The sequence below is a fragment of the Devosia sp. XGJD_8 genome (genome assembly GCF_046614475.1).
GTDB lineage: Bacteria > Pseudomonadota > Alphaproteobacteria > Rhizobiales > Devosiaceae > Devosia.
Map to the genome: position 1 here is coordinate 78,222 of NZ_JBKJHF010000001.1, position 18,542 is coordinate 96,763.

Sequence of the window (18,542 nt, forward strand, 5' to 3'; positions counted from 1 at the left end):
TGACGAGCGCCTGAGAAATGCCGTTCAGTTCTGGAGCAGAATGGCGGCGACGCTAGGCCGCCACGGCCACCTTGAGCCGGCCCACCAGCGAATTGGTGCTGGTCCCGATGATCTCCACCTGATGGATGGCGCCGATCAGCTCGGGCGAGCCATCCAGATGCACGGCCTGCAGATAGGGCGAGCGGCCGCCGACCTGGCCCGGCATGCGCCCGGGGCGCTCGATCAGCACCGGCATGGTCTTGCCGACGCATGACCCGTGGAAGGCCGTGGTCTGGGCATTGACCAGGTCCTGCAGCCGCCACAGGCGCTCGTTCTTGACCTCTTCGGCAATCTGGTCGCCGAGATTGGCGCCGGGCGTGCCCGGGCGGGTGGAATATTTGAACGAATAGGCCGAGGCATAGCCGACCTCGGCGATGAGCCGCAGCGTGTCCTCGAAATCCTGGTCCGTCTCGCCGGGGAAGCCGACGATGAAATCGCCCGACAGGGCCATGTCCGGCCGCGCCGTCTTGATGCGCTCGATGACGGCCAGGTATTCGGCCGCCGTGTGGCGCCGGTTCATGGCCTTGAGAATGCTGTCGCTGCCAGACTGCACCGGCAGGTGCAGGTAGGGCATCAATATATCGAGGTCGCGATGCGCCGCGATCAGCGCGTCATCCATGTCGCGCGGATGGCTGGTCGTGTAGCGCAGGCGTTCGAGGCCATCGATCTCGGCCAGCAGATAAGCCAGCTCGCCCAGGCCCACGCTGCGGCCGGCGTCATCCACGCCGTGATAGGCGTTGACGTTCTGCCCCAGCAGCGTGATTTCCTTGACCCCGGCTTCGACCAGGCCCCGCGCCTCGGCAATGACCTGGGCCACCGGGCGCGACACTTCGGCGCCGCGCGTATAGGGCACCACGCAGAAGCTGCAGAACTTGTCGCAGCCTTCCTGCACGGTGAGGAAGGCGGTGAGGCCGCGCTTGATGGTGACCTCCTTGCGGGCCGCCGGCAGGTGCTCGAACTTGTCTTCCTCGGGGAAGTCGGTGTCGATCACCGCCTGCTTGAGGCTCGGATGCATGTGGCGCTGCGCCTCGGCGCGCGTGATCATCTCGGGCAGCTTGTGATAGGCCTGCGGCCCGAACACCATGTCGACCACCGGGGCGCGGCGGGCGATTTCCTCGCCCTCGGCCTGCGCCACGCAGCCGGCCACGCCGATCATCATGTCGCCACCCAGCGCCCGCCGCTCGGTCTGCAATTCCTTGAGCCGGCCGAGCTCGGAAAACACCTTTTCCGAGGCCTTCTCGCGGATATGGCAGGTATTGAGCAGCACGAGGTCCGCCTGGCCCATGTCGAGCGTGGTCTCATAGCCATGCGGCGCCAGCGCGTCGCTCATGCGGTCGCTGTCATAGACGTTCATCTGGCACCCATAGGTCTTGATGAACAGCTTCTTGGTATTGGCGCGCGTCTCGGTCATGGGCGGTTATTTATCAGACTTCGAGCCGCCCCCAAGGGGCAAATCGCTCCAGTGGAGCGATTTGAGGCGCTTCGAGGCAAGCGGCGCCGCCGCTGAAAGGCTCCGGTGGAGCCTTTCAAGCCGAGAAGGCCTTGAGGCCTATGGCCGAATGGCTGCGGCAGTCTCAAAGCCGCTGCAACCCTCATGGCTCCTGCGGTGTTCTGTTAGTCAACAAGGGAGCCGATCATGACCCAGCCAACCAAGCCCAAGACCGACGATGCCGCCGCCATGAAGGACGGCAAGAAGCCCGGTCCCAAGGATGCACCCGTGCAGGTGCGCAATGCCGGCGAAGACGCCCAGGCGGACAAGCCGAGCAAGTGGGACGAGGTCGACGAAGCCGTCGACGAGAGCTTCCCCGCCAGTGATTCCAGCGCGAAATACTGACCGGCGTGGCATTTGTGCCAGTATTGGCACGCATTCTACAGCAAGGACTTATGCCGCTATCGACAGGGCGCGCCGTGGCGTTATGGTCACGGTGCGGCCTGTGACGAGTGATGTAACCCGGCCGCAGAGAGTGCGGCATGGCAGGGGCAGCCCCCGAGAGTTCTGACACGTCCCCCCCGGCACGCCCGCAGCGCGCCCGCTGGTCTCGCTCGAAGCCGATTTTCTTCTACCTTTTCGCTTTGGTGCTGGTGATCCTCCTGCCAGCGCTGGTGCTGGCCCTGGTCCTGCTCAACCATAATAATCGTGCCCAGGAAGAGGTCGTGCGCGGCCTCACCACCGCCACGGTGCAGGCCATCGGCCATTCGGTCGATCGCGAGGTTGCCGGCATGGTGACCACCCTGCGGGTGCTCTCGACGAGCCCGGAATTGAGCGGGCACCAATATGCGGAATTCCACGAAAGGGCCCGCGTCGCCCTCGCCGGCACCGGCGCCTACCTGATCGCGCTCGACGCCGATTTCAACCAGTTGCTCAATACCAGGGTGCCCTTTGGCGGGGCGCTGGGGCCGACCTCCCACCCGACCTCAGCCACTGAGGCGCTCGAGCGCGGCACCGCGACGGTTTCGGGGCTGTTCTTTGGCCAGACGGCGCAACGCTGGGTCTTCAACGTCCTGCTGCCCGTGCCGGACAACCAGGAGGCCGTGCTGATTGCGCTGACCCGGGACGCGGCCAATCTGGCGCGGGCCCTGCAGTCGCGCCAGTTGCCGGCGGGCTGGCATGCCGCCCTGGTCGACGGCGAGAATCTTGTGCTTGCGGCCACGCCCGATACCGGCATGGCGACGGGAACGGTGCTGCCCATGCGCCGCACGCTCGATCAGCCCGCCGATGCCTGGCACCAGGAAAGTCTCGATGGCGAGATGGTGGTCACCTCCGAATGGCAGTCCAACCTCTCGGGCTGGCGGGTCATCGCCTGGGCCTCGGTCGATACTGTCGAGCGCCCGCTGGGGGAAACCCTGTTCTGGCTGGCCGCCTGGAGCATTGTCATTGCCGGGCTGGCGGGCCTTCTGGCCCTCGTCATCGCGCAGCGGGTCGGCTGGTCGGTGCGCGGCCTGCGGCGCGATGCGCAACGGCTGGGCCGGGGCGAGCCGGTCAAGTCCAAGGCCTATCCCGTGGCCGAGATTGCCGAAGTCTCGCGCGCCTTGGCCGAAGCCTCGGCGCAGCGGCAATCCGCCGAAAGCGAAGTCCGCTTCCTGATGCGCGAGCTGGCGCATCGCTCCAAGAACCAGATGACCGTCATCGCCGCCATGGCCAAGCAGACCGCGCGCGGCGCCGAGGATGTGCAAAGCTATGTCCAGGCCTTCGAGCGGCGCATCCTGGGCCTAGCGCGCTCCACCGATCTGCTGCTGGCTCACGGCCGGGCCGGCGTGCTGCTGGGCGAAATCATGGAAAGCCAGATTGCGGCCTTCAGCCCGCCCGATCCGGCCCGTGTCAGCCTGTCCGGCCCCACGGTCCGGCTCAATGCCCAGGCGGCGCAGATCATGGGCATGGCCGCCCACGAACTCTCGACCAATGCCGTCAAATACGGTGCCTTTGCTGGCGACAGCGGCACGCTGACGGTGCGCTGGCGCATTGTCGATGACAAGCTCGACTTCGACTGGCGCGAGACCGTGCCGCAGCGCCTGCCGGCCACCGAACGCTCGGGCTTCGGCACCACGGTGCTCAAATCCATGGTGGGCCGGGCGCTGGGAGCCGAGGTCGAGCGGATCTGCCATGACGATGGCATCGAGTGGCGCTTTTCCATTCCCCTGGCGGCGATCGATCCGGCTATCGCCCCGGCGCCCATCGACGAGGGGCCGGACGAATAAATTCTGGCATTGCCGCGCTCTTTGCACTATAGGGACGCCAGTCTCTGGTCCTTGGACCTTGAGGCTTTTCATGGCCCCTCCTGGACGACATCCCGGCCGGGGCGACCCAATCCTCCTTTGAAAGGATATGTCCGATGTCGATCACTGCCGAGCGCAAGACCGAACTGATCCAGGAATATGCAACCAAGCCGAACGACACCGGTTCGCCGGAAGTCCAGGTTGCCATCCTGTCGGAACGCATTGCCAATCTCACCGAACACTTCAAGGGCCATGGCAAGGACAATCACTCCCGCCGCGGTCTGCTGAAGCTGGTTTCGACGCGCCGCCGCCTGCTTGACTACGTCAAGAAGGTCGACGACAGCCGCTACAAGACCCTGATCGAAAAGCTGGGCCTGCGCCGCTAATCGCGCCAAACTGAATTGCGGGTGCGGGGCTTCCTCCGCATCCGCCTTCGCCCGTTCATTCACCGTTCAGACATGCGGCGAATATGGGGCGATAAAGCGTAGACCGGCGAATGCCGGAGCATGGCAGGATTATTGGCCGCTCCCCCTTTGCCTCACGCTCGCAAAATCATTTCGTTGGTTTTGATCTCGTGAGGCGCCCGGAAATCCTGGGGAGCTGCTTGTTGTCTTGCCCATGTTTCGTCGTCGCCAAAGACGTAAACCGCGCCTGATTTTGAGCCTGGCCTGCACATGGGGTGCAGGGCCAGGTGCGGGCGCACCGGCCGAGTTCGCGGGACCTCTACGCCCCCGCGCTCCCGCTCCGCCGGCAGAATGGAAAGACGAAACACATGACGATCAATTTTGATCACCACAAGGTCGAGCTCAACTGGGGCGGTCAGCCCCTGACGCTCGAGACCGGCAAGATGGCCCGCCAGGCCGATGGCGCTGTGCTCGCCACCCTGGGCGAGACCGTGCTGCTCGCCACCGTCGTCAGCGCCAAGTCGGCCAAGCCCGGCCAGGACTTCTTCCCGCTGACCGTCAACTACCAGGAAAAATACTTCGCCGCCGGCAAGATCCCGGGCGGCTATTTCAAGCGCGAAGGCCGTCCGACCGAGAACGAGACGCTGACGTCCCGCCTGATCGACCGCCCGATCCGTCCGCTCTTCCCCGAAGGCTACAAGAACGAGACCCAGGTGGTCGTGACCGTTCTGCAGCACGACATGGAAAACAACCCGGACGTGCTCGCCATGGTTGCCGCCTCGGCTGCCCTGACCATTTCCGGCATTCCCTTCATGGGTCCGATCGGCGCTGCCCGCGTCGGTTATGTCGATGGCCAGTATGTTCTGAACCTCCCCGTTGACCGCCGCAGTGAGTCCAAGCTCGACCTGGTCATGGCCGGCACCGAAGACGCCGTGCTGATGGTGGAATCGGAAGCCAAGGAACTTAGCGAAGAGATCATGCTGGGCGCCGTGATGTTCGGCCATGCCGAAAGCCGCAAGGTGATCCAGGCCATCATCAAGCTGGCCGAGCTGGCTGCCAAGGAACCCCGCGATTTCCACGCTCCGGACTATTCCACGCTGGAAGCCGATGTGCTCAAGGTTGCCGAAGCCGACCTGCGCGCCGCCTACAAGATCACCAAGAAGGAAGACCGCTACGCTGCGGTCGACGCCGCCAAGAAGGCCGTCAAGGAAGCCTTCGCTGCCAAGGTCGAAGCTGGTGAAGTTTCGTCCGAAGACCTCGGCGAAGTGATCCACAACCTGCAGGCCAAGATCGTGCGCTGGAACGTGCTCGATACCGGCCTGCGCATCGACGGCCGTGACCTCAAGACCGTCCGCCCGATCGTTTCCGAAGTCGGCGTTCTGCCCCGCACCCATGGTTCGGCCCTGTTCACCCGCGGCGAAACCCAGGCGCTGGTCGTTGCCACGCTCGGCACCGGCGAGGACGAGCAGTATATCGACTCGCTCGAAGGCACCCAGAAGCAGAACTTCCTGCTGCATTACAACTTCCCTCCATATTCGGTGGGTGAAGCTGGCCGCATGGGTTCCCCGGGCCGCCGCGAAATCGGCCATGGCAAGCTCGCATGGCGCGCCATCAACCCGATCCGTCCGTCGGTCGAAGAGTTCCCCTACACGATCCGTATCGTGTCCGAGATCACCGAATCCAACGGCTCCTCCTCGATGGCAACCGTCTGCGGCACCTCGCTCGCATTGATGGATGCCGGCGTGCCGCTGGCCCGTCCCGTGGCGGGCATCGCCATGGGCCTGATCCTCGAAGGCGAGAAGTTTGCTGTGCTCAGCGACATTCTCGGCGACGAAGATCACCTCGGCGACATGGACTTCAAGGTGGCCGGTACTGAAGCGGGCATCACCTCGCTGCAGATGGACATCAAGATCGCGGGCATTACCGAGGAGATCATGAAGATCGCCCTCGAGCAGGCCAAGGGCGGCCGTATCCACATCCTGGGCGAGATGGCCAACGCCATCACCGCGTCCCGTTCGGAAGTGGGCGAATTCGCTCCGCGCATCGAGACCATGAAGATCCCGACCGACAAGATCCGTGAAGTGATCGGCACCGGCGGCAAGGTGATCCGCGAGATCGTCGAGAAGACCGGCGCCAAGATCAACATCGACGACGACGGCACGATCAAGATCGCCTCCTCGGACGGCGCCCAGATCGAAGCCGCCATCAAGTGGATCCGCTCGATCACCGACGAAGCCGAAGTTGGCGCCATCTATCAGGGCACCGTGGTCAAGACCGCCGATTTCGGCGCGTTCGTGAACTTCTTCGGCGCCAAGGATGGCCTCGTGCATATCTCCCAGCTGGCCGAACAGCGCGTTGCCAAGACCACCGACGTGGTCAAGGAAGGCGACAAGGTCTGGGTCAAGCTCCTCGGCTTTGACGAGCGCGGCAAGGTCCGCCTCTCCATGAAGGTCGTCGACCAGGCGACCGGCAAGGAAATCGCCCAGGGCGAAGCTGCAGCCGAGTAAGCAAACCGCAAGCATGCTGCAAGAAGGCCCGGAGAAATCTGGGCCTTTTCCATGCGTTGCAGGCCGGCAACACTGCGCCGACCATCACATTGGCGCGAGGAACCCCTTGCGCTGTCGCCCGTTTGGCGAGTGAGGCTTTCCTGCACTAGCGAAGCTGACGGTCACGGCTTACCCCCTGATCGAACACCAAAATTTACGTCACCCGCTTACCCAGGGATCTACCTTGCTTTCTCGTCGGTTGTTTATGATCGGCCTCCCCGCCGTTGCCCTTGCTGCCTGTTCCTCCACCCGGACCCCGGTCGTGCAGGAGCCTATGATCGATCCCTATTATCAACGGATGTATGGCGAGGTCATCGGTGAGCCCCATCGTGTCGCCGCCATGGACCTGCGCCGCGTCGACCCGGTCTGGTGGCGCCAGGAAGTGCCCTATATGACCAGCGAGCGCCCGGGCACGCTGGTCGTCGATACCCCGGCACGCTTTCTCTACCTCGTGCTCGAAGGCGGCCGCGCGCTGCGCTACGGCATCGGCGTTGGCAAGGACGAGTCGCTGGTCTTCCGCGGCACGGCGTCGATCGGGCGCAAGGCCGAGTGGCCGCGCTGGACGCCGACCAAGTCGATGATCGCGCGCGAGCCGGACCGCTATGGCCCCTATGCCGGCGGCATGGAAGGCGGCGAGACCAATCCGCTCGGACCACGTGCGCTCTATCTCTACAAGAATGGCAATGACACGCTGTTCCGCATCCATGGTACGACCGAGCCCTATACGATCGGCACCAACGTGTCCTCGGGCTGCATCCGCCTGATGAACCAGGACATAATTGATCTCTATGCCCGCGTGCCGGTCGGCGCCCGCGTCGTGGTGATCAACTAGACCAGGAATGCCCGGGTCACTGCCGCGGCAGCGGGGAGCCTTGTTTCGGAATCCGTAGTCACCGAAGCGAAGTTTGCCGCTGTCGCGACAATGACCCGGGAACGAGAATTGCCAGGGCTCGCTCCGGAGACGGAGCGGGCCTTTCTATCGATCGGGCCGCCGCGCCGCCACGGCCTCCAGTGCCAGCAATACGCCTGCAGCATGTGCCCTTGTGGCCGCTTGCTCGTCCGGATCGAAGCGATCCCACACCATGTAGCTGCGCTTGAGGCGCGGATTGGCTGAGAAGCGGTCCCGGTTGCGCACCAGGAAATCCCAGTAGAGCGCATTGAAGGGGCAGGCATCCGCGCCATGGCGCTGTCGCGGGTTGAAGCGGCAGCCCTGGCAATAATCGCTCATGCCGGAAATGTAGTTGGCACTGGCGGCATAGGGCTTGGAGCCCAGCAGGCCGCCATCCCCGAACTGGCTCATGCCCAGTGTATTGGGCAGCTCCACCCATTCGAAGGCGTCGATATAGATGGCCAGGTACCATTCATGCACCTGGAACGGATCGATGCCCGCCAGCATGGCGAAATTGCCGGTGATCATCAGCCGCTGGATGTGGTGGGCATAGGCCGTCTCCAGCGTCTGGCCGATCGTCTGCCGCAGGCAGTTCATGTCGGTCTGTCCGTCCCAGTAGAACCAGGGCAGGTCGCGCCTCGCCTCAAGCGCATTGCGATCGCGATAGCCTGGCATTTCATGCCAATAGACGCCGCGCACATATTCGCGCCAGCCGATGATCTGTCGGATGAAGCCCTCGACGCTGTTGAGCGGTGCTGCGCCTGACAGATATTCCGCCTCGGCGGCGCGGCACAGCGCCAGCGGATCGAGCAGGCCGAGGTTGATATAGGGCGACAGCACCGAATGGTAGAGTGTCTCCGCGCCGGTCAGCATGGCGTCCTGGTAGTCGCCGAAGCGCGGCAGCATGGCGCTGAGGAAATGTGCCTGCGCCTGTTCGGCATCCCGGCGCGTCACTGCGTAGCCAAACCGCTCCAGCCGGCCGGGATTGTCGGCGAACCGCGCGTTGACCAGGTCGATGACGCCCTGCGTCCGGGCGTCTGGCGCAAAGCTCAGCGGCTTGGGCATGAAGAGGTCGGGCCTGGCCGGCTTGCGGTTCTCGCTGTCGAAATTCCAGCGTCCCCCCAGTGGCTGCCCGCCACCGTCCAGCAGCAGTCCGGTCTGCCGGCGCATCTCGCGATAGAAGAACTCCATGGTCCATTCGCGCCGGCCATCGGCCCAGGTGTCGAACATGGCATGGCTGGCGATGAAGCGATCGTCCTGTGCGATGTCGACCGGGAGTCCGGTGTGGGCGCTCCAGCCGCGCTGCAGCTCCCGCACCCGCCATTCCGCCGCCTCCGTGGCAAGAATCCGCGTGGCGCCGTGCCGCCTGGCGGCCCGCGCCACCTCGCCATCAAGGCTCTGGCTATTGTCCGGATCGGTCAGTTCGACATAGTCGACCGTCCAGCCAAGCCCGCGCAGTTCGTCGGCGAAGTGGCGCATTGCCGAGAGCACCAGGACGAGCTTCTGCTTGTGATGCCACGCATAGGTGGTCTCGGTGCCCACTTCCGCCATCAGGACGATGGCCGAGGCCGCATTGCTGGCCCGCAGGGCGGCTATGTCGGGCGTCAGCTGGTCGCCAAGGATAACCACGAGATCCATGAGGGCTCCGGATATGGGGCTATCCCTCAAACGAAACGGGCGCCCGATTGGACGCCCGTTTCAGCAGATTTTTGCGCCGCTCTAGAGCGAGCGCTGGACCGTCTCGACGCGGAAGCATTCGATGACGTCGCCGGTGCGCATGTCTTCGTAATTCTCGAAGGCCATGCCACATTCCTGGCCTGTCTGGACTTCCTTGACTTCATCCTTGAAGCGCTTGAGCGTCTTGAGCTTGCCTTCGTGGATGACGACGTTGTCGCGGATAAGGCGCACGCCGGCGCCGCGTTCCACGATGCCCTCGGTGACCCGGCAGCCGGCGACCTTGCCGACCTTGGTGATGGTGAAGACCTCGAGGATCTCGGCATTGCCGATAAAGGTCTCGCGGCGTTCCGGCTTGAGCAGGCCGCTCATCGCATTCTTCACGTCATCAACGAGGTCGTAGATGATGTTGTAGTAGCGAATTTCGATGCCGTCGCGGGTGGCGAGATCGGTCGCCTGCTTGTTGGCACGAACGTTGAAGCCGATGACAATGGCATTGGATGCCGAAGCCAGCGTCACGTCGCTTTCGGTAATGCCGCCCACCGCGCTCATCAGGATCTGCGCCGACACTTCATCGGTCGAGAGCTTGTTGAGCGAGGCCACGATGGCTTCCACCGAACCCTGCACGTCACCCTTGATGATCAGCGGGAACTTGGCGATGCCGGCCACCTTGAGCTGATTCATCATCTGCTCGAGGCTGGTGGCGCCGCCGCCGGCCGTCTTTTCACGGATGGAGCGCTGGCGATATTCGGTGACTTCGCGGGCACGGGCTTCGGTCTCGACGACTGAGAAGCGGTCGCCCGCGCTCGGCACGCCGGTAAAGCCCAGCACTTCCACGGGTGTGGAGGGACCGGCCTGCTTGACCTGCTCGCCCTTGTCATTGATCAGGGCGCGAACACGGGCAAACTCGGTACCGGCAACGAGAATGTCGCCAATGGAGAGCGTGCCGCGCTGCACCAGCACGGTCGCAACCGCACCGCGGCCGCGATCGAGCTTGGCTTCGATGACGAGGCCCTCGGCGCGGCCGTCGCGGGCCACGCGCAGTTCGAGCACTTCGGCCTGCAGCAGGATGGTTTCGAGCAGCTTGTCGAGACCGGCCTGCGTCTTGGCCGAAACCTCGACATCGAGCACGTCGCCGCCCATCGATTCGACGAACACTTCATGCTGCAGCAATTCGGTCCGCACCCGCATCGGGTCGGCATCCGGCTTGTCCATCTTGTTGATGGCCACGATGATCGGAACGCCGGCCGCCTTGGCATGCTTGATGGATTCGATGGTCTGCGGCATGACGCCGTCATCGGCCGCCACCACGAGCACGGCAATATCGGTTGCCTGGGCACCACGGGCACGCATGGCGGTGAACGCCTCGTGGCCCGGGGTATCGAGGAAGGTGACCTTGGAGCCGTTCTTCTCGACCTGGTAGGCGCCGATATGCTGGGTGATGCCACCGGCTTCGCCCGACACCACATTGGCTTCGCGGATCGCATCGAGCAGCGAGGTCTTGCCGTGGTCGACGTGGCCCATAATGGTCACGACCGGTGCACGATCGGTCAGATCCTCGGCCTTGTCGTCCGCCGGGATGTCATAGAGGCCTTCTTCCACGTCCGCATCGCTGACGCGCTTGACCGTGTGGCCCAGTTCGCTGGCGATCAGTTCGGCGGTATCGGCATCGATCACGTCATTGATGGTCGCCATCGTGCCCTGCGCCATCAGCATCTTGATGACGGTGACGGAGCGCTCGGCCATGCGGTTGGCCAGTTCGGCAACCGTGATAGCTTCTGGGATGATGACTTCGCGGCTGAGCTTGGGCGCATCCTGCTGGTTGCGGCCCATCTTCTTGTCGCGACGGCGACGCATGGCGGCCAGGGACGGACCCTTGTCGCGATCGCTCTCGGCGCCGGCATTGGTGACGGTGAGGCGACCACGCGCATTGGCGTCGACGCCAGCACGACGGGTCGGACGTTCCGGCGCAGCGCGGGACGCGCGGCGGGCATTTTCGAGTTCAGCTTCGGTGGTCGGCCTTGTGGCCGGCGCGCCGGTGCGAATCTTGCGGCCATCGGCCTCGCTGGGCGGGGCCGGCGGCACATTGCCGATCGGCGCCATGCCGGCACCAGCCGGGCGACGTTCGCCAGCCGGACGGGTTGCCGTGCCCGAGGGACGGGCGCCGGGGGCACCAGCCGCACCTGGCTTGATATAGGCATTGGCGCCGCGTTCGCTTTCCGGACGCGTATTGCCACTGGGCCGTTCACCGGCCGGGCGCGTCGGACGAGGCGGCTGACCGGGACGGCCGGCAACGACGCGCACGCTGGACGGGCCGGCATTGCGCTGCGATGCAGGCGTGAAGGGGACAGCTTCGGCCGGAGCCGGCGCTTCTGCCGCTCCTGCTGCACTGGCCTCGGCCGGCGGCGGGCTGGCTTCGGGTTGCTCGACCGGAGCCGGGACTTCCTCGGCCTGGCGACGCTCTTCTTCCTGACGGGCGGCTTCCTCGCGCACCTGACGGCGGCGCGCATCGTCTTCCATGCGGCGCGCCTCTTCGGCGGCGAAGCGTTCCTGATCCTCGGCGGCGCGGGCACCGGCCATGGCCAATGCCTGCCGGCGGGCCTCGGCCTCGGCGGCACTGAGGCCGAGCGGCGCGCGCTGCTGCTGCGGCGGACGGCCGGCAGAGGGCCGCTGCGCCTGCGACGGGTTACCGGCAGCCGGCTGCGGCCGATGCGGAGCGCTCGGAGCATTGGGCTTGGGAACCAGGCGCGTACGCTTCTCCACGACAACCGTCGATCGAGAAGGACCGCGCGACATGCCTGGACGGTTGCCCAGGCCTGGGCCGCCCTTCAATGTCAGCGTCTTCTTCGCGCCAGTGTCGTCGGTGCGCTTGTCGTCGTTATCAGCCATGTATCTCGCGTCTTTCGTCGGTGGCCTCGGGCAAAAGGTCACCGTCAACCGCAGGGCGGTCGGTGTCCTTTTCCGTCGGTTTGGCAATGTAAAGGGCCAGTCTACGGGCCTTTTCCACTGCCGCTTGGGCTGCCGCCCCTCTTGTGAGGGCAGCATGTATCACATTTTCCAGTCCGAGTGCCAAACCCATTTGCTCTGAGGAGAGCAATTCGAAATGGGGCACGTCGAAGCCTTCGATATCTTCCTCGGCCGCCGCATAGTGCAGCGCCTTGAGCGGACCGACCATCTTGCTGCGACCATCCTCGGCGGCATCGGTCGCCGTGATCAGGGCAATGAGCTTGCCCGTGTCGATCAGCGCCTTGACCTTGGTGGCGCCAAAGGTGAGCTGGCCGGCCTTGCGGGCCATGCCCAGCGCATTGAGATAGCGCTGCTGCAACCGCAACTCGGTCAGTCCGGGCAGGTCGTCCGGCAGCTTGACCTCGGTCTGCAGGCTCCGGGCAAAGACCTTTTTCTTGACCGCCTGGGCCACAGCATCACGGCTGAGGCTGATCCAGACGCCCCGTCCCTCGGCCTTGGCTTCGGTGTCAGGCACCAGTTCGCCGTCGGGCCCGAGCACAAAGCGTATAAGTTCTGCCACGGGCCTCTCGGCCCGTGTCAGTGCGCACATCCTGGTCGTTTCCTCGCGTCGGGCCATCAGGTCCCTCGCTCCGAAACGGCCTAAGCCGTCGCCTCTTCGGTGAAGGTATCACCTTCCACCGGTGGCAAATCGTCCTCGTTGATCCAGCCGGCCTTGATGCGGGCCTGCAGAATCATGTCCTCGGCTTCCTCGCGGCTTACCGGGAAGTCCTTGAAGGTGCCTTCAAACCGCTTGGTCTCGCCATCCTTGCGTTCGCTCCAGCCGATCAGATCGTCCGAGGCGCAGCCGGCAAAGTCTTCGACCGTCTTGACGCCGTCCTTGCCCAGGGCAACCAGCATGGCCGCGGTGAGACCAGGAATCTCGTAGAGTTCGTCTTCGACGCCAAGCGCCTTGCGCTCCTCGTCATGGGCCCGGTCGATGGCCGCCAGATATTCGGTGGCGCGGTTCTGGATTTCGCCGGCGGTCTCTTCATCGAAGCCATCGATGGAGGCAATTTCGTTGGCGTCGATATAGGCCAGCTCTTCAACCGAGGAGAAGCCTTCGGAAGCCAATAGCTGGGCAACCATCTCGTCAACGTCAAGGGCCTGCATGAAGAGGCTCGACCGTTCGGAGAATTCCTTCTGGCGGCGTTCGCTCTCTTCCTGCTCGGTCAGGATGTCGATATCCCAGCCGATCAGCTGGCTCGCCAGGCGTACATTCTGGCCCCGACGGCCGATGGCCAGCGACAGCTGTTCATCGGGCACGACCACTTCGATGCGCTCGGCCTGCTCGTCGAGCACCACCTTGGCGACGTCGGCCGGCTGCAATGCACTGACCACGAGGTCGGCAATGGTATCGGTCCAGGGAATGATGTCGATCTTTTCGCCCTGCAGTTCGGCCACCACGGCCTGGACGCGCGAACCACGCATGCCGACGCAGGCGCCGACGGGGTCGATCGAGGAATCCGAGGACGTCACGGCGATCTTGGCGCGGCTGCCCGGATCACGGGCGATCGAGCGGATGGTGATGACGCCGTCGTAGATTTCCGGCACTTCCTGCATGAACAGCTTGGCCATGAACTGCGGATGGGTGCGGCTGAGGAAGATCTGCGGGCCGCGCTGTTCGCGGCGCACGTCATAGACATAGGCCCGGACGCGATCGCCATAGCGGAACATTTCGCGCGGGATCAGCTCGTCGCGGCGGATAATGGCTTCGCCACGACCCAGGTCGACGATCACATTGCCATATTCGACGCGCTTGACCGTGCCGTTGACGATCTCGCCGATGCGATTGAAATACTCGTCATACATGCGCTCGCGCTCAGCATCGCGCACCTTCTGCACGATGACCTGCTTGGCCGACTGCGCCGCGATGCGGCCGAATTCCATCGGCGGCAGCGGCTCGGTGAGAAAGTCGCCGACCTTGGCCTCGGGCGACTTGACCTGGGCGTGCTTGAGATCGATCTGGCGGCTGGGCTCCTCGACTTCCTCGACGATTTCCAGCAGGCGCCACATGCGGGTTTCGCCCGAGCGCGGGTTGATCTCGACCTTGATCTCGGTCTCGGCGCCATAGCGGCCTTTGGCAGCCTTTTCCATGGCGTCCTGCATCGCCTCGATCACGACCATGCGGTCGATGGACTTCTCGCGGGCAACAGCATCTGCGATCTGCAAGAGCTCAAGACGGTTCGCGCTAACGGCCATTTAGTGTGTCTCCTTGGAGATAGATTCGTCGTCGTCGTCACTGGCGAGCTCGACCGTCTCGGTCTCGTCGTCGTCGATTGGGTGGGCTTCCTGATCGATGCGCGCCTTTTCCATGAGCGCATCGGTCATCACCAGCTTGGCCTCGGCCAGGGTGGAAAACAGTAGCCGGTGGTCCGGATCGGTCCCGGCGGGGGCGTCCGGCAGGGTAATGGTCACCGCCTCGTCGTCCACCGACTTGATGAAGCCGCGGAAGCGCTTGCGGCCATTGATCATGTCGGCCAGCTCGATCTTGGCTTCGTGGCCCAGATGGGCGGCGAAGTCGCGCTTGCGCACCAGCGGCCGATCGATGCCGGGCGAGCTGACTTCAAGATGGTATTCGCGATCGATCGGGTCTTCCACATCGAGCACCGGCGAGAGATCCTTGGAGAGGGCCTCGCAGTTGACGATTGTGAAGCGCCCGTTCTCGTCTTCGGCCATGATCTGCAGCGTCATGCCGTTTTCCTGGGTGATCTTCACCCGGACGAGCGAGAAGCCCAGGCCATTGGCCACCGGCTCGACGATGCGGGAAACGCGAGCCTCGAGGCCCGTTTCCTTGATGTAGCGCTGTTCGGTGAGGTCGAAACTCATCGGTCCCTTGGGTAATAAAAAAGAGCGGGGCCGGGCGGCTCCCACTCTGCAAACTTGCTGAGATGTTGGAGCCTCTATAGCGCGGAACCGGGCCGGAGGCAAGGGCGCGTCGCGGGCCGGGAGACGGCGCAGCGTCGGGCGCCCGGATCGTTGCCATGGTGAAACCCGGTAGCACAGAGGAAACCAGGATACCAAAGAACCCCTTGATTTCATTTGTAAAACCCTCGCATTTCCAAACCTGACTTCAAGAGGCATATTCTGCAAAATCGTCTCTTGAGGGGGGCAGAGGGCACGATCATCTCTGGGGTGTTCAACACGAAAGGAACATCTGAAATGATCAAGAACAGCCTTATCGCCCTCGTTGCCGTTGCCTCGCTGGCCAGCGTCGCCGTCCCTGCCTATGCCGAAGGCGACGTCTTTGGTGACGGCTCGGGTGAAATGAGCGACTTTGTCGCCGATTCCATCGTCAGCCGCCTGCAGGCCCAGGGCATCAACGCCACCGATGTCGAGGAATGGGGCGGGCTGATCCGAGCCTTCGTCGTCCTCGAGGATGGCAGCCAGGCCATGCAGCTCTACACGCCTGGCCTGCTCGAGCCGGTCGCGCTCTAGTTGCTTGCCCCGGCGCCGCCGGTCTGCCGGCGGCGCCCGTACTTCTATTCGGCGTGGACGAGCCTGATGGCAGGCTCGCCCCCCGAAGCGTCAAAGCGTTCCCGCGCCGCCAGCACCTGCTCCCGGTTGCGCTCGGCAAAGCGGCGCAGGCCATCCGCCAGATCCAGCAATTCCCGCCCCAGTTCGGTCAGTTCATAGTCGACCCGCGGGGGAATTGTCGCAAACATGGTGCGGGTGACGAAGCCGTCGCGCTCGAGCTCGCGCAGCGTCATGGTCAGGGTCTTCTGCGAAATCCCGCCGACCCGCTTGATCTCGTTGAAGCGCATCGTCTGTCCGCGCAACAGAGTCACGACCGTCAGCGTCCACTTGCCCGGTCTGACCATCAGCACATCGGAATCGTGCTGGTTGGATGCGGAAAGAACGGACATGACGCGCCTCGGAAAATCAGGATCGAGGTTGGCATATGGGGCGGCTTTGTGGCGCTTCCAGTGCCCCGCCACATTAAACTTTGACATAGGTGCCATTCACGGCGGTGGCTAAACCAGTGTGAAACTGAAGTAAAAGCTGACCAGCCGGCCCTCGCGGCGGGCCTTCTGCTCGTAGCGGGTCGCCTGCCAGCCGGGATAGGGTTCGAGCCAGCTGCCGGGCCGTTCCGGCGCGAAGCGGAAGGCCGGCGCGCGCAGGATATGGGCCAGGGTCCAGTTGGCGTAATCCTCGATATCGGTAGCAAAGTGAAAGACCCCGCCCGGCCGGATGACCCGCGCCAGCTCGGCCAGCGTGGTGGGCGACACGAAGCGCCTTTTGTGGTGGCGCGTTTTGGGCCAGGGATCGGGATAGAGCAGATAGACCTCGTCGAGCGAGGCATCGGGCAACGCCACCAGCAGCTTGAAGGCATCGTCGGTGAATAGGCGGATATTGGCCAAGCCTTCGGCGGCGATGGTCTGCACCATCTTGCCGATGCCGCCGGTAAAGACCTCGCAGCCAATATAGCCTGTGTCGGGATGCCGACCGGCCTCCAGGGCCAGATGCTCGCCGCCGCCATAGCCGATTTCGACGATGATCCTTTCGGCGTCGGGGAAGAGCGCACGCGGATCGAGCGTGCCGCTGAGCTTGATTTCGAGATCGGGCAGGGTGGCGTCGAACACGGCCTGCTGGCCGCCATGCAGCTTCTTGCCCGAGCGGCGGCCGAAAAAGGCGCGCGGCTCGCCCGAGCGGGTCTTTGGAAGCTGGTGGTCTGGCTTGGTCATCAGTCTCACATCAAAAAAAGAACCTCGCCCTCGCCGCAGCGGGGACAAGGTCCATTGTAGCAGGCACAAAGCCGAGGGGGATTACTTCACAGCGGCCTTGAGGGCGCTGACCAGATCGGTCTTTTCCCAGCTGAACGAGCCGTCACGGCCCGCCTTGCGCCCAAAATGGCCATAGGCGGAGGTCTTGGCATAGATGGGCTTGTTGAGATCGAGATGGGTGCGGATGCCGTGCGGGGTGAGATCCATCACCTTGCCCAGCGCTGCCTCGACCCGGGCCTCGTCAACGGTGCCGGTGCCGTGCAGGTCGACATAGATCGAGAGCGGCTGGGCAACGCCAATGGCATAGCTGAGCTGGATGGTGGCGCGATCGGCCAGGCCCGCGGCAACCACGTTCTTGGCGAGGTAGCGCGCCGCATAGGCTGCCGAACGGTCCACCTTGGTGGGATCCTTGCCCGAGAAGGCGCCGCCGCCATGGGGAGCCGCGCCACCATAGGTGTCGACAATGATCTTGCGGCCGGTCAGGCCCGCATCGCCATCGGGACCGCCGACCACGAACTTGCCCGTCGGGTTGACGTGCCAGACGGTGTCCTTGGTGATCCAGCCTTCGGGCAGGGCCTCGCGGATATAGGGCTCGACGATTCCGCGCACGTCGGCCGAGGTCAGGCTCTCATCCAGATGCTGGGTGGACAGCACGATCTGGGTGACGCCGACCGGCTTGCCGTCTTCATAGCGGACAGTGACCTGGCTCTTGGCGTCGGGGCCGAGCTTGCCGGCGGCGCTGTTATTGGCCTTGCGGGCAATGGTCAGGGTCTCGAGGATCTTGTGCGCGTAATAGATCGGCGCAGGCAGCAATTCGGGGGTCTCGCGGCTGGCATAGCCGAACATGATGCCCTGGTCGCCGGCGCCCACATCCTTGTGGCCCGATTCGTCTACGCCCTGCGCGATATCAGCCGACTGGCCATGCAGCAGCACGTCGATCCGGGCGGTCTTCCAGTGGAAGCCCTCCTGCGCATAGCCGATGGCCTTGATGGCCTTGCGGGCTGCAGACTTGAACTTGGACGGATTGACCACCGGGTGGCCGGCGGCATCGAGCACGATCTTGCCGTCCTTGCCCTTCTTGAGCAGGGTTTCGGGCACGCGCACCTCGCCGGCAATCACCACGCGATTGGTGGTGGCCAGCGTCTCGCAGGCGATGCGCACCTGGGAGGGATCCATGCCGGCCTTCTTGGCCTCGCGGAATACCAGGTCGACGATTTCATCGGAAATCCGGTCGCACACCTTGTCCGGATGACCCTCGGACACCGATTCCGACGTGAAAAGATAAGAAGACCGCGCCACCCAAATTCCCCTGAACTTGTCAAAAACCACTCAAAATGAGCAATTCCGAGGGGTTTGTGACATTGCCCGCCCGCGCGGTCAAGCGGGATATAAAGAAAGCTTGATATGTTGCGTGGCGGTTTTGGAGCATGGATTGGCGGTGGTATCGGCGGTGCCGCCAAGTCGCGGGCATGCCAAAGCGCCGCCTGAATGCGGTTTTCACGAGATGGACGGACCCCGAGGCACCTATCGCCTCTGGAAATTAAAAAAC

General features: G+C 64.0%; 15 protein-coding genes. 6 read left to right on the plus strand and 9 right to left on the minus strand.

Annotation, left to right across the window (positions count from 1 at the left end):
• Positions 1–52 precede the first annotated feature (52 nt).
• The gene (gene miaB / locus ACLI1C_RS00395) at positions 53–1,450 is read right to left on the minus strand and encodes a tRNA (N6-isopentenyl adenosine(37)-C2)-methylthiotransferase MiaB (RefSeq protein WP_411394877.1); all 1,398 of its coding nucleotides are present in this window, start codon (positions 1,448–1,450) and stop codon (positions 53–55) included.
• 225 nt (positions 1,451–1,675) lie between these two features.
• Between miaB and ACLI1C_RS00400 the strand changes: the two genes are divergently transcribed.
• From ACLI1C_RS00400 to ACLI1C_RS00420, 5 genes are all read left to right on the plus strand, one after another.
• Positions 1,676–1,873, plus strand: a complete 198-nt coding sequence (locus ACLI1C_RS00400) for a hypothetical protein (protein ID WP_411394878.1) — start codon at positions 1,676–1,678, stop codon at positions 1,871–1,873.
• Between the two features lie 137 nt (positions 1,874–2,010).
• A complete protein-coding gene (locus tag ACLI1C_RS00405) occupies positions 2,011–3,735 on the plus strand; it encodes a sensor histidine kinase (RefSeq protein ID WP_411394879.1) in 1,725 nt (574 codons plus the stop codon).
• Between the two features lie 134 nt (positions 3,736–3,869).
• Entirely contained in the window at positions 3,870–4,139 is a 270-nt protein-coding gene (gene rpsO, locus ACLI1C_RS00410) for a 30S ribosomal protein S15 (RefSeq protein WP_056230966.1), read from the plus strand.
• Positions 4,140–4,525: 386 nt separating this feature from the next.
• Positions 4,526–6,664, plus strand: a complete 2,139-nt coding sequence (gene pnp, locus ACLI1C_RS00415) for a polyribonucleotide nucleotidyltransferase (protein ID WP_411394880.1) — start codon at positions 4,526–4,528, stop codon at positions 6,662–6,664.
• A gap of 313 nt (positions 6,665–6,977) precedes the next feature.
• A complete protein-coding gene (locus ACLI1C_RS00420) occupies positions 6,978–7,535 on the plus strand; it encodes a L,D-transpeptidase (protein ID WP_411394881.1) in 558 nt (185 codons plus the stop codon).
• Between the two features lie 144 nt (positions 7,536–7,679).
• Here ACLI1C_RS00420 and ACLI1C_RS00425 read toward each other — a convergent pair whose 3' ends face one another.
• The 5 genes from ACLI1C_RS00425 to rimP all read right to left on the minus strand — a co-directional run bounded on the left by ACLI1C_RS00425 (position 7,680) and on the right by rimP (position 15,098).
• A complete protein-coding gene (locus ACLI1C_RS00425; protein ID WP_411394882.1) occupies positions 7,680–9,230 on the minus strand; it encodes a cryptochrome/photolyase family protein in 1,551 nt (516 codons plus the stop codon).
• 81 nt (positions 9,231–9,311) lie between these two features.
• The gene (gene infB, locus ACLI1C_RS00430) at positions 9,312–12,155 is read right to left on the minus strand and encodes a translation initiation factor IF-2 (protein ID WP_411394883.1); all 2,844 of its coding nucleotides are present in this window, start codon (positions 12,153–12,155) and stop codon (positions 9,312–9,314) included.
• A complete protein-coding gene (locus tag ACLI1C_RS00435; RefSeq protein WP_411394884.1) occupies positions 12,148–12,849 on the minus strand; it encodes an RNA-binding protein in 702 nt (233 codons plus the stop codon). Before ACLI1C_RS00435 ends, infB begins: the two co-directional genes overlap by 8 nt.
• Before the next feature lie 23 nt (positions 12,850–12,872).
• Positions 12,873–14,471 (minus strand): transcription termination factor NusA, encoded by a 1,599-nt coding sequence (gene nusA, locus ACLI1C_RS00440; RefSeq protein ID WP_411394885.1) that lies wholly within the window; start codon positions 14,469–14,471, stop codon positions 12,873–12,875.
• Positions 14,472–15,098, minus strand: a complete 627-nt coding sequence (rimP, locus tag ACLI1C_RS00445; protein ID WP_411394886.1) for a ribosome maturation factor RimP — start codon at positions 15,096–15,098, stop codon at positions 14,472–14,474.
• 333 nt (positions 15,099–15,431) lie between these two features.
• Between rimP and ACLI1C_RS00450 the strand changes: the two genes are divergently transcribed.
• A complete protein-coding gene (locus tag ACLI1C_RS00450; RefSeq protein WP_411394887.1) occupies positions 15,432–15,707 on the plus strand; it encodes a hypothetical protein in 276 nt (91 codons plus the stop codon).
• 44 nt (positions 15,708–15,751) lie between these two features.
• On the opposite strand, the gene ACLI1C_RS00455 is transcribed toward ACLI1C_RS00450, so the two are convergent.
• From ACLI1C_RS00455 to metK, 3 genes are all read right to left on the minus strand, one after another.
• Positions 15,752–16,135, minus strand: a complete 384-nt coding sequence (locus ACLI1C_RS00455) for a winged helix-turn-helix transcriptional regulator (protein ID WP_411394888.1) — start codon at positions 16,133–16,135, stop codon at positions 15,752–15,754.
• Positions 16,136–16,243: 108 nt separating this feature from the next.
• The gene (gene trmB, locus ACLI1C_RS00460; protein ID WP_411394889.1) at positions 16,244–16,954 is read right to left on the minus strand and encodes a tRNA (guanosine(46)-N7)-methyltransferase TrmB; all 711 of its coding nucleotides are present in this window, start codon (positions 16,952–16,954) and stop codon (positions 16,244–16,246) included.
• A gap of 81 nt (positions 16,955–17,035) precedes the next feature.
• Positions 17,036–18,292, minus strand: coding sequence for a methionine adenosyltransferase (metK, locus tag ACLI1C_RS00465; protein ID WP_411394891.1), 1,257 nt, complete (start codon positions 18,290–18,292; stop codon positions 17,036–17,038).
• Between the last annotated feature and the right edge of the window lie 250 nt (positions 18,293–18,542).

Excerpts from the sequence above, each read along its gene's own strand:
- miaB (WP_411394877.1), bottom strand. The coding sequence starts at position 1,450 with ATGACCGAGACGCGCGCCAATACCAAGAAGCTGTTCATCAAGACCTAT.
- ACLI1C_RS00400 (WP_411394878.1), top strand. The coding sequence starts at position 1,676 with ATGACCCAGCCAACCAAGCCCAAGACCGACGATGCCGCCGCCATGAAG.
- ACLI1C_RS00405 (WP_411394879.1), top strand. The coding sequence starts at position 2,011 with ATGGCAGGGGCAGCCCCCGAGAGTTCTGACACGTCCCCCCCGGCACGC.
- rpsO (WP_056230966.1), top strand. The coding sequence starts at position 3,870 with ATGTCGATCACTGCCGAGCGCAAGACCGAACTGATCCAGGAATATGCA.
- pnp (WP_411394880.1), top strand. The coding sequence starts at position 4,526 with ATGACGATCAATTTTGATCACCACAAGGTCGAGCTCAACTGGGGCGGT.
- ACLI1C_RS00420 (WP_411394881.1), top strand. The coding sequence starts at position 6,978 with ATGATCGATCCCTATTATCAACGGATGTATGGCGAGGTCATCGGTGAG.
- ACLI1C_RS00425 (WP_411394882.1), bottom strand. The coding sequence starts at position 9,230 with ATGGATCTCGTGGTTATCCTTGGCGACCAGCTGACGCCCGACATAGCC.
- infB (WP_411394883.1), bottom strand. The coding sequence starts at position 12,155 with ATGGCTGATAACGACGACAAGCGCACCGACGACACTGGCGCGAAGAAG.
- ACLI1C_RS00435 (WP_411394884.1), bottom strand. The coding sequence starts at position 12,849 with ATGGCCCGACGCGAGGAAACGACCAGGATGTGCGCACTGACACGGGCC.
- nusA (WP_411394885.1), bottom strand. The coding sequence starts at position 14,471 with ATGGCCGTTAGCGCGAACCGTCTTGAGCTCTTGCAGATCGCAGATGCT.
- rimP (WP_411394886.1), bottom strand. The coding sequence starts at position 15,098 with ATGAGTTTCGACCTCACCGAACAGCGCTACATCAAGGAAACGGGCCTC.
- ACLI1C_RS00450 (WP_411394887.1), top strand. The coding sequence starts at position 15,432 with ATGATCAAGAACAGCCTTATCGCCCTCGTTGCCGTTGCCTCGCTGGCC.
- ACLI1C_RS00455 (WP_411394888.1), bottom strand. The coding sequence starts at position 16,135 with ATGTCCGTTCTTTCCGCATCCAACCAGCACGATTCCGATGTGCTGATG.
- trmB (WP_411394889.1), bottom strand. The coding sequence starts at position 16,954 with ATGACCAAGCCAGACCACCAGCTTCCAAAGACCCGCTCGGGCGAGCCG.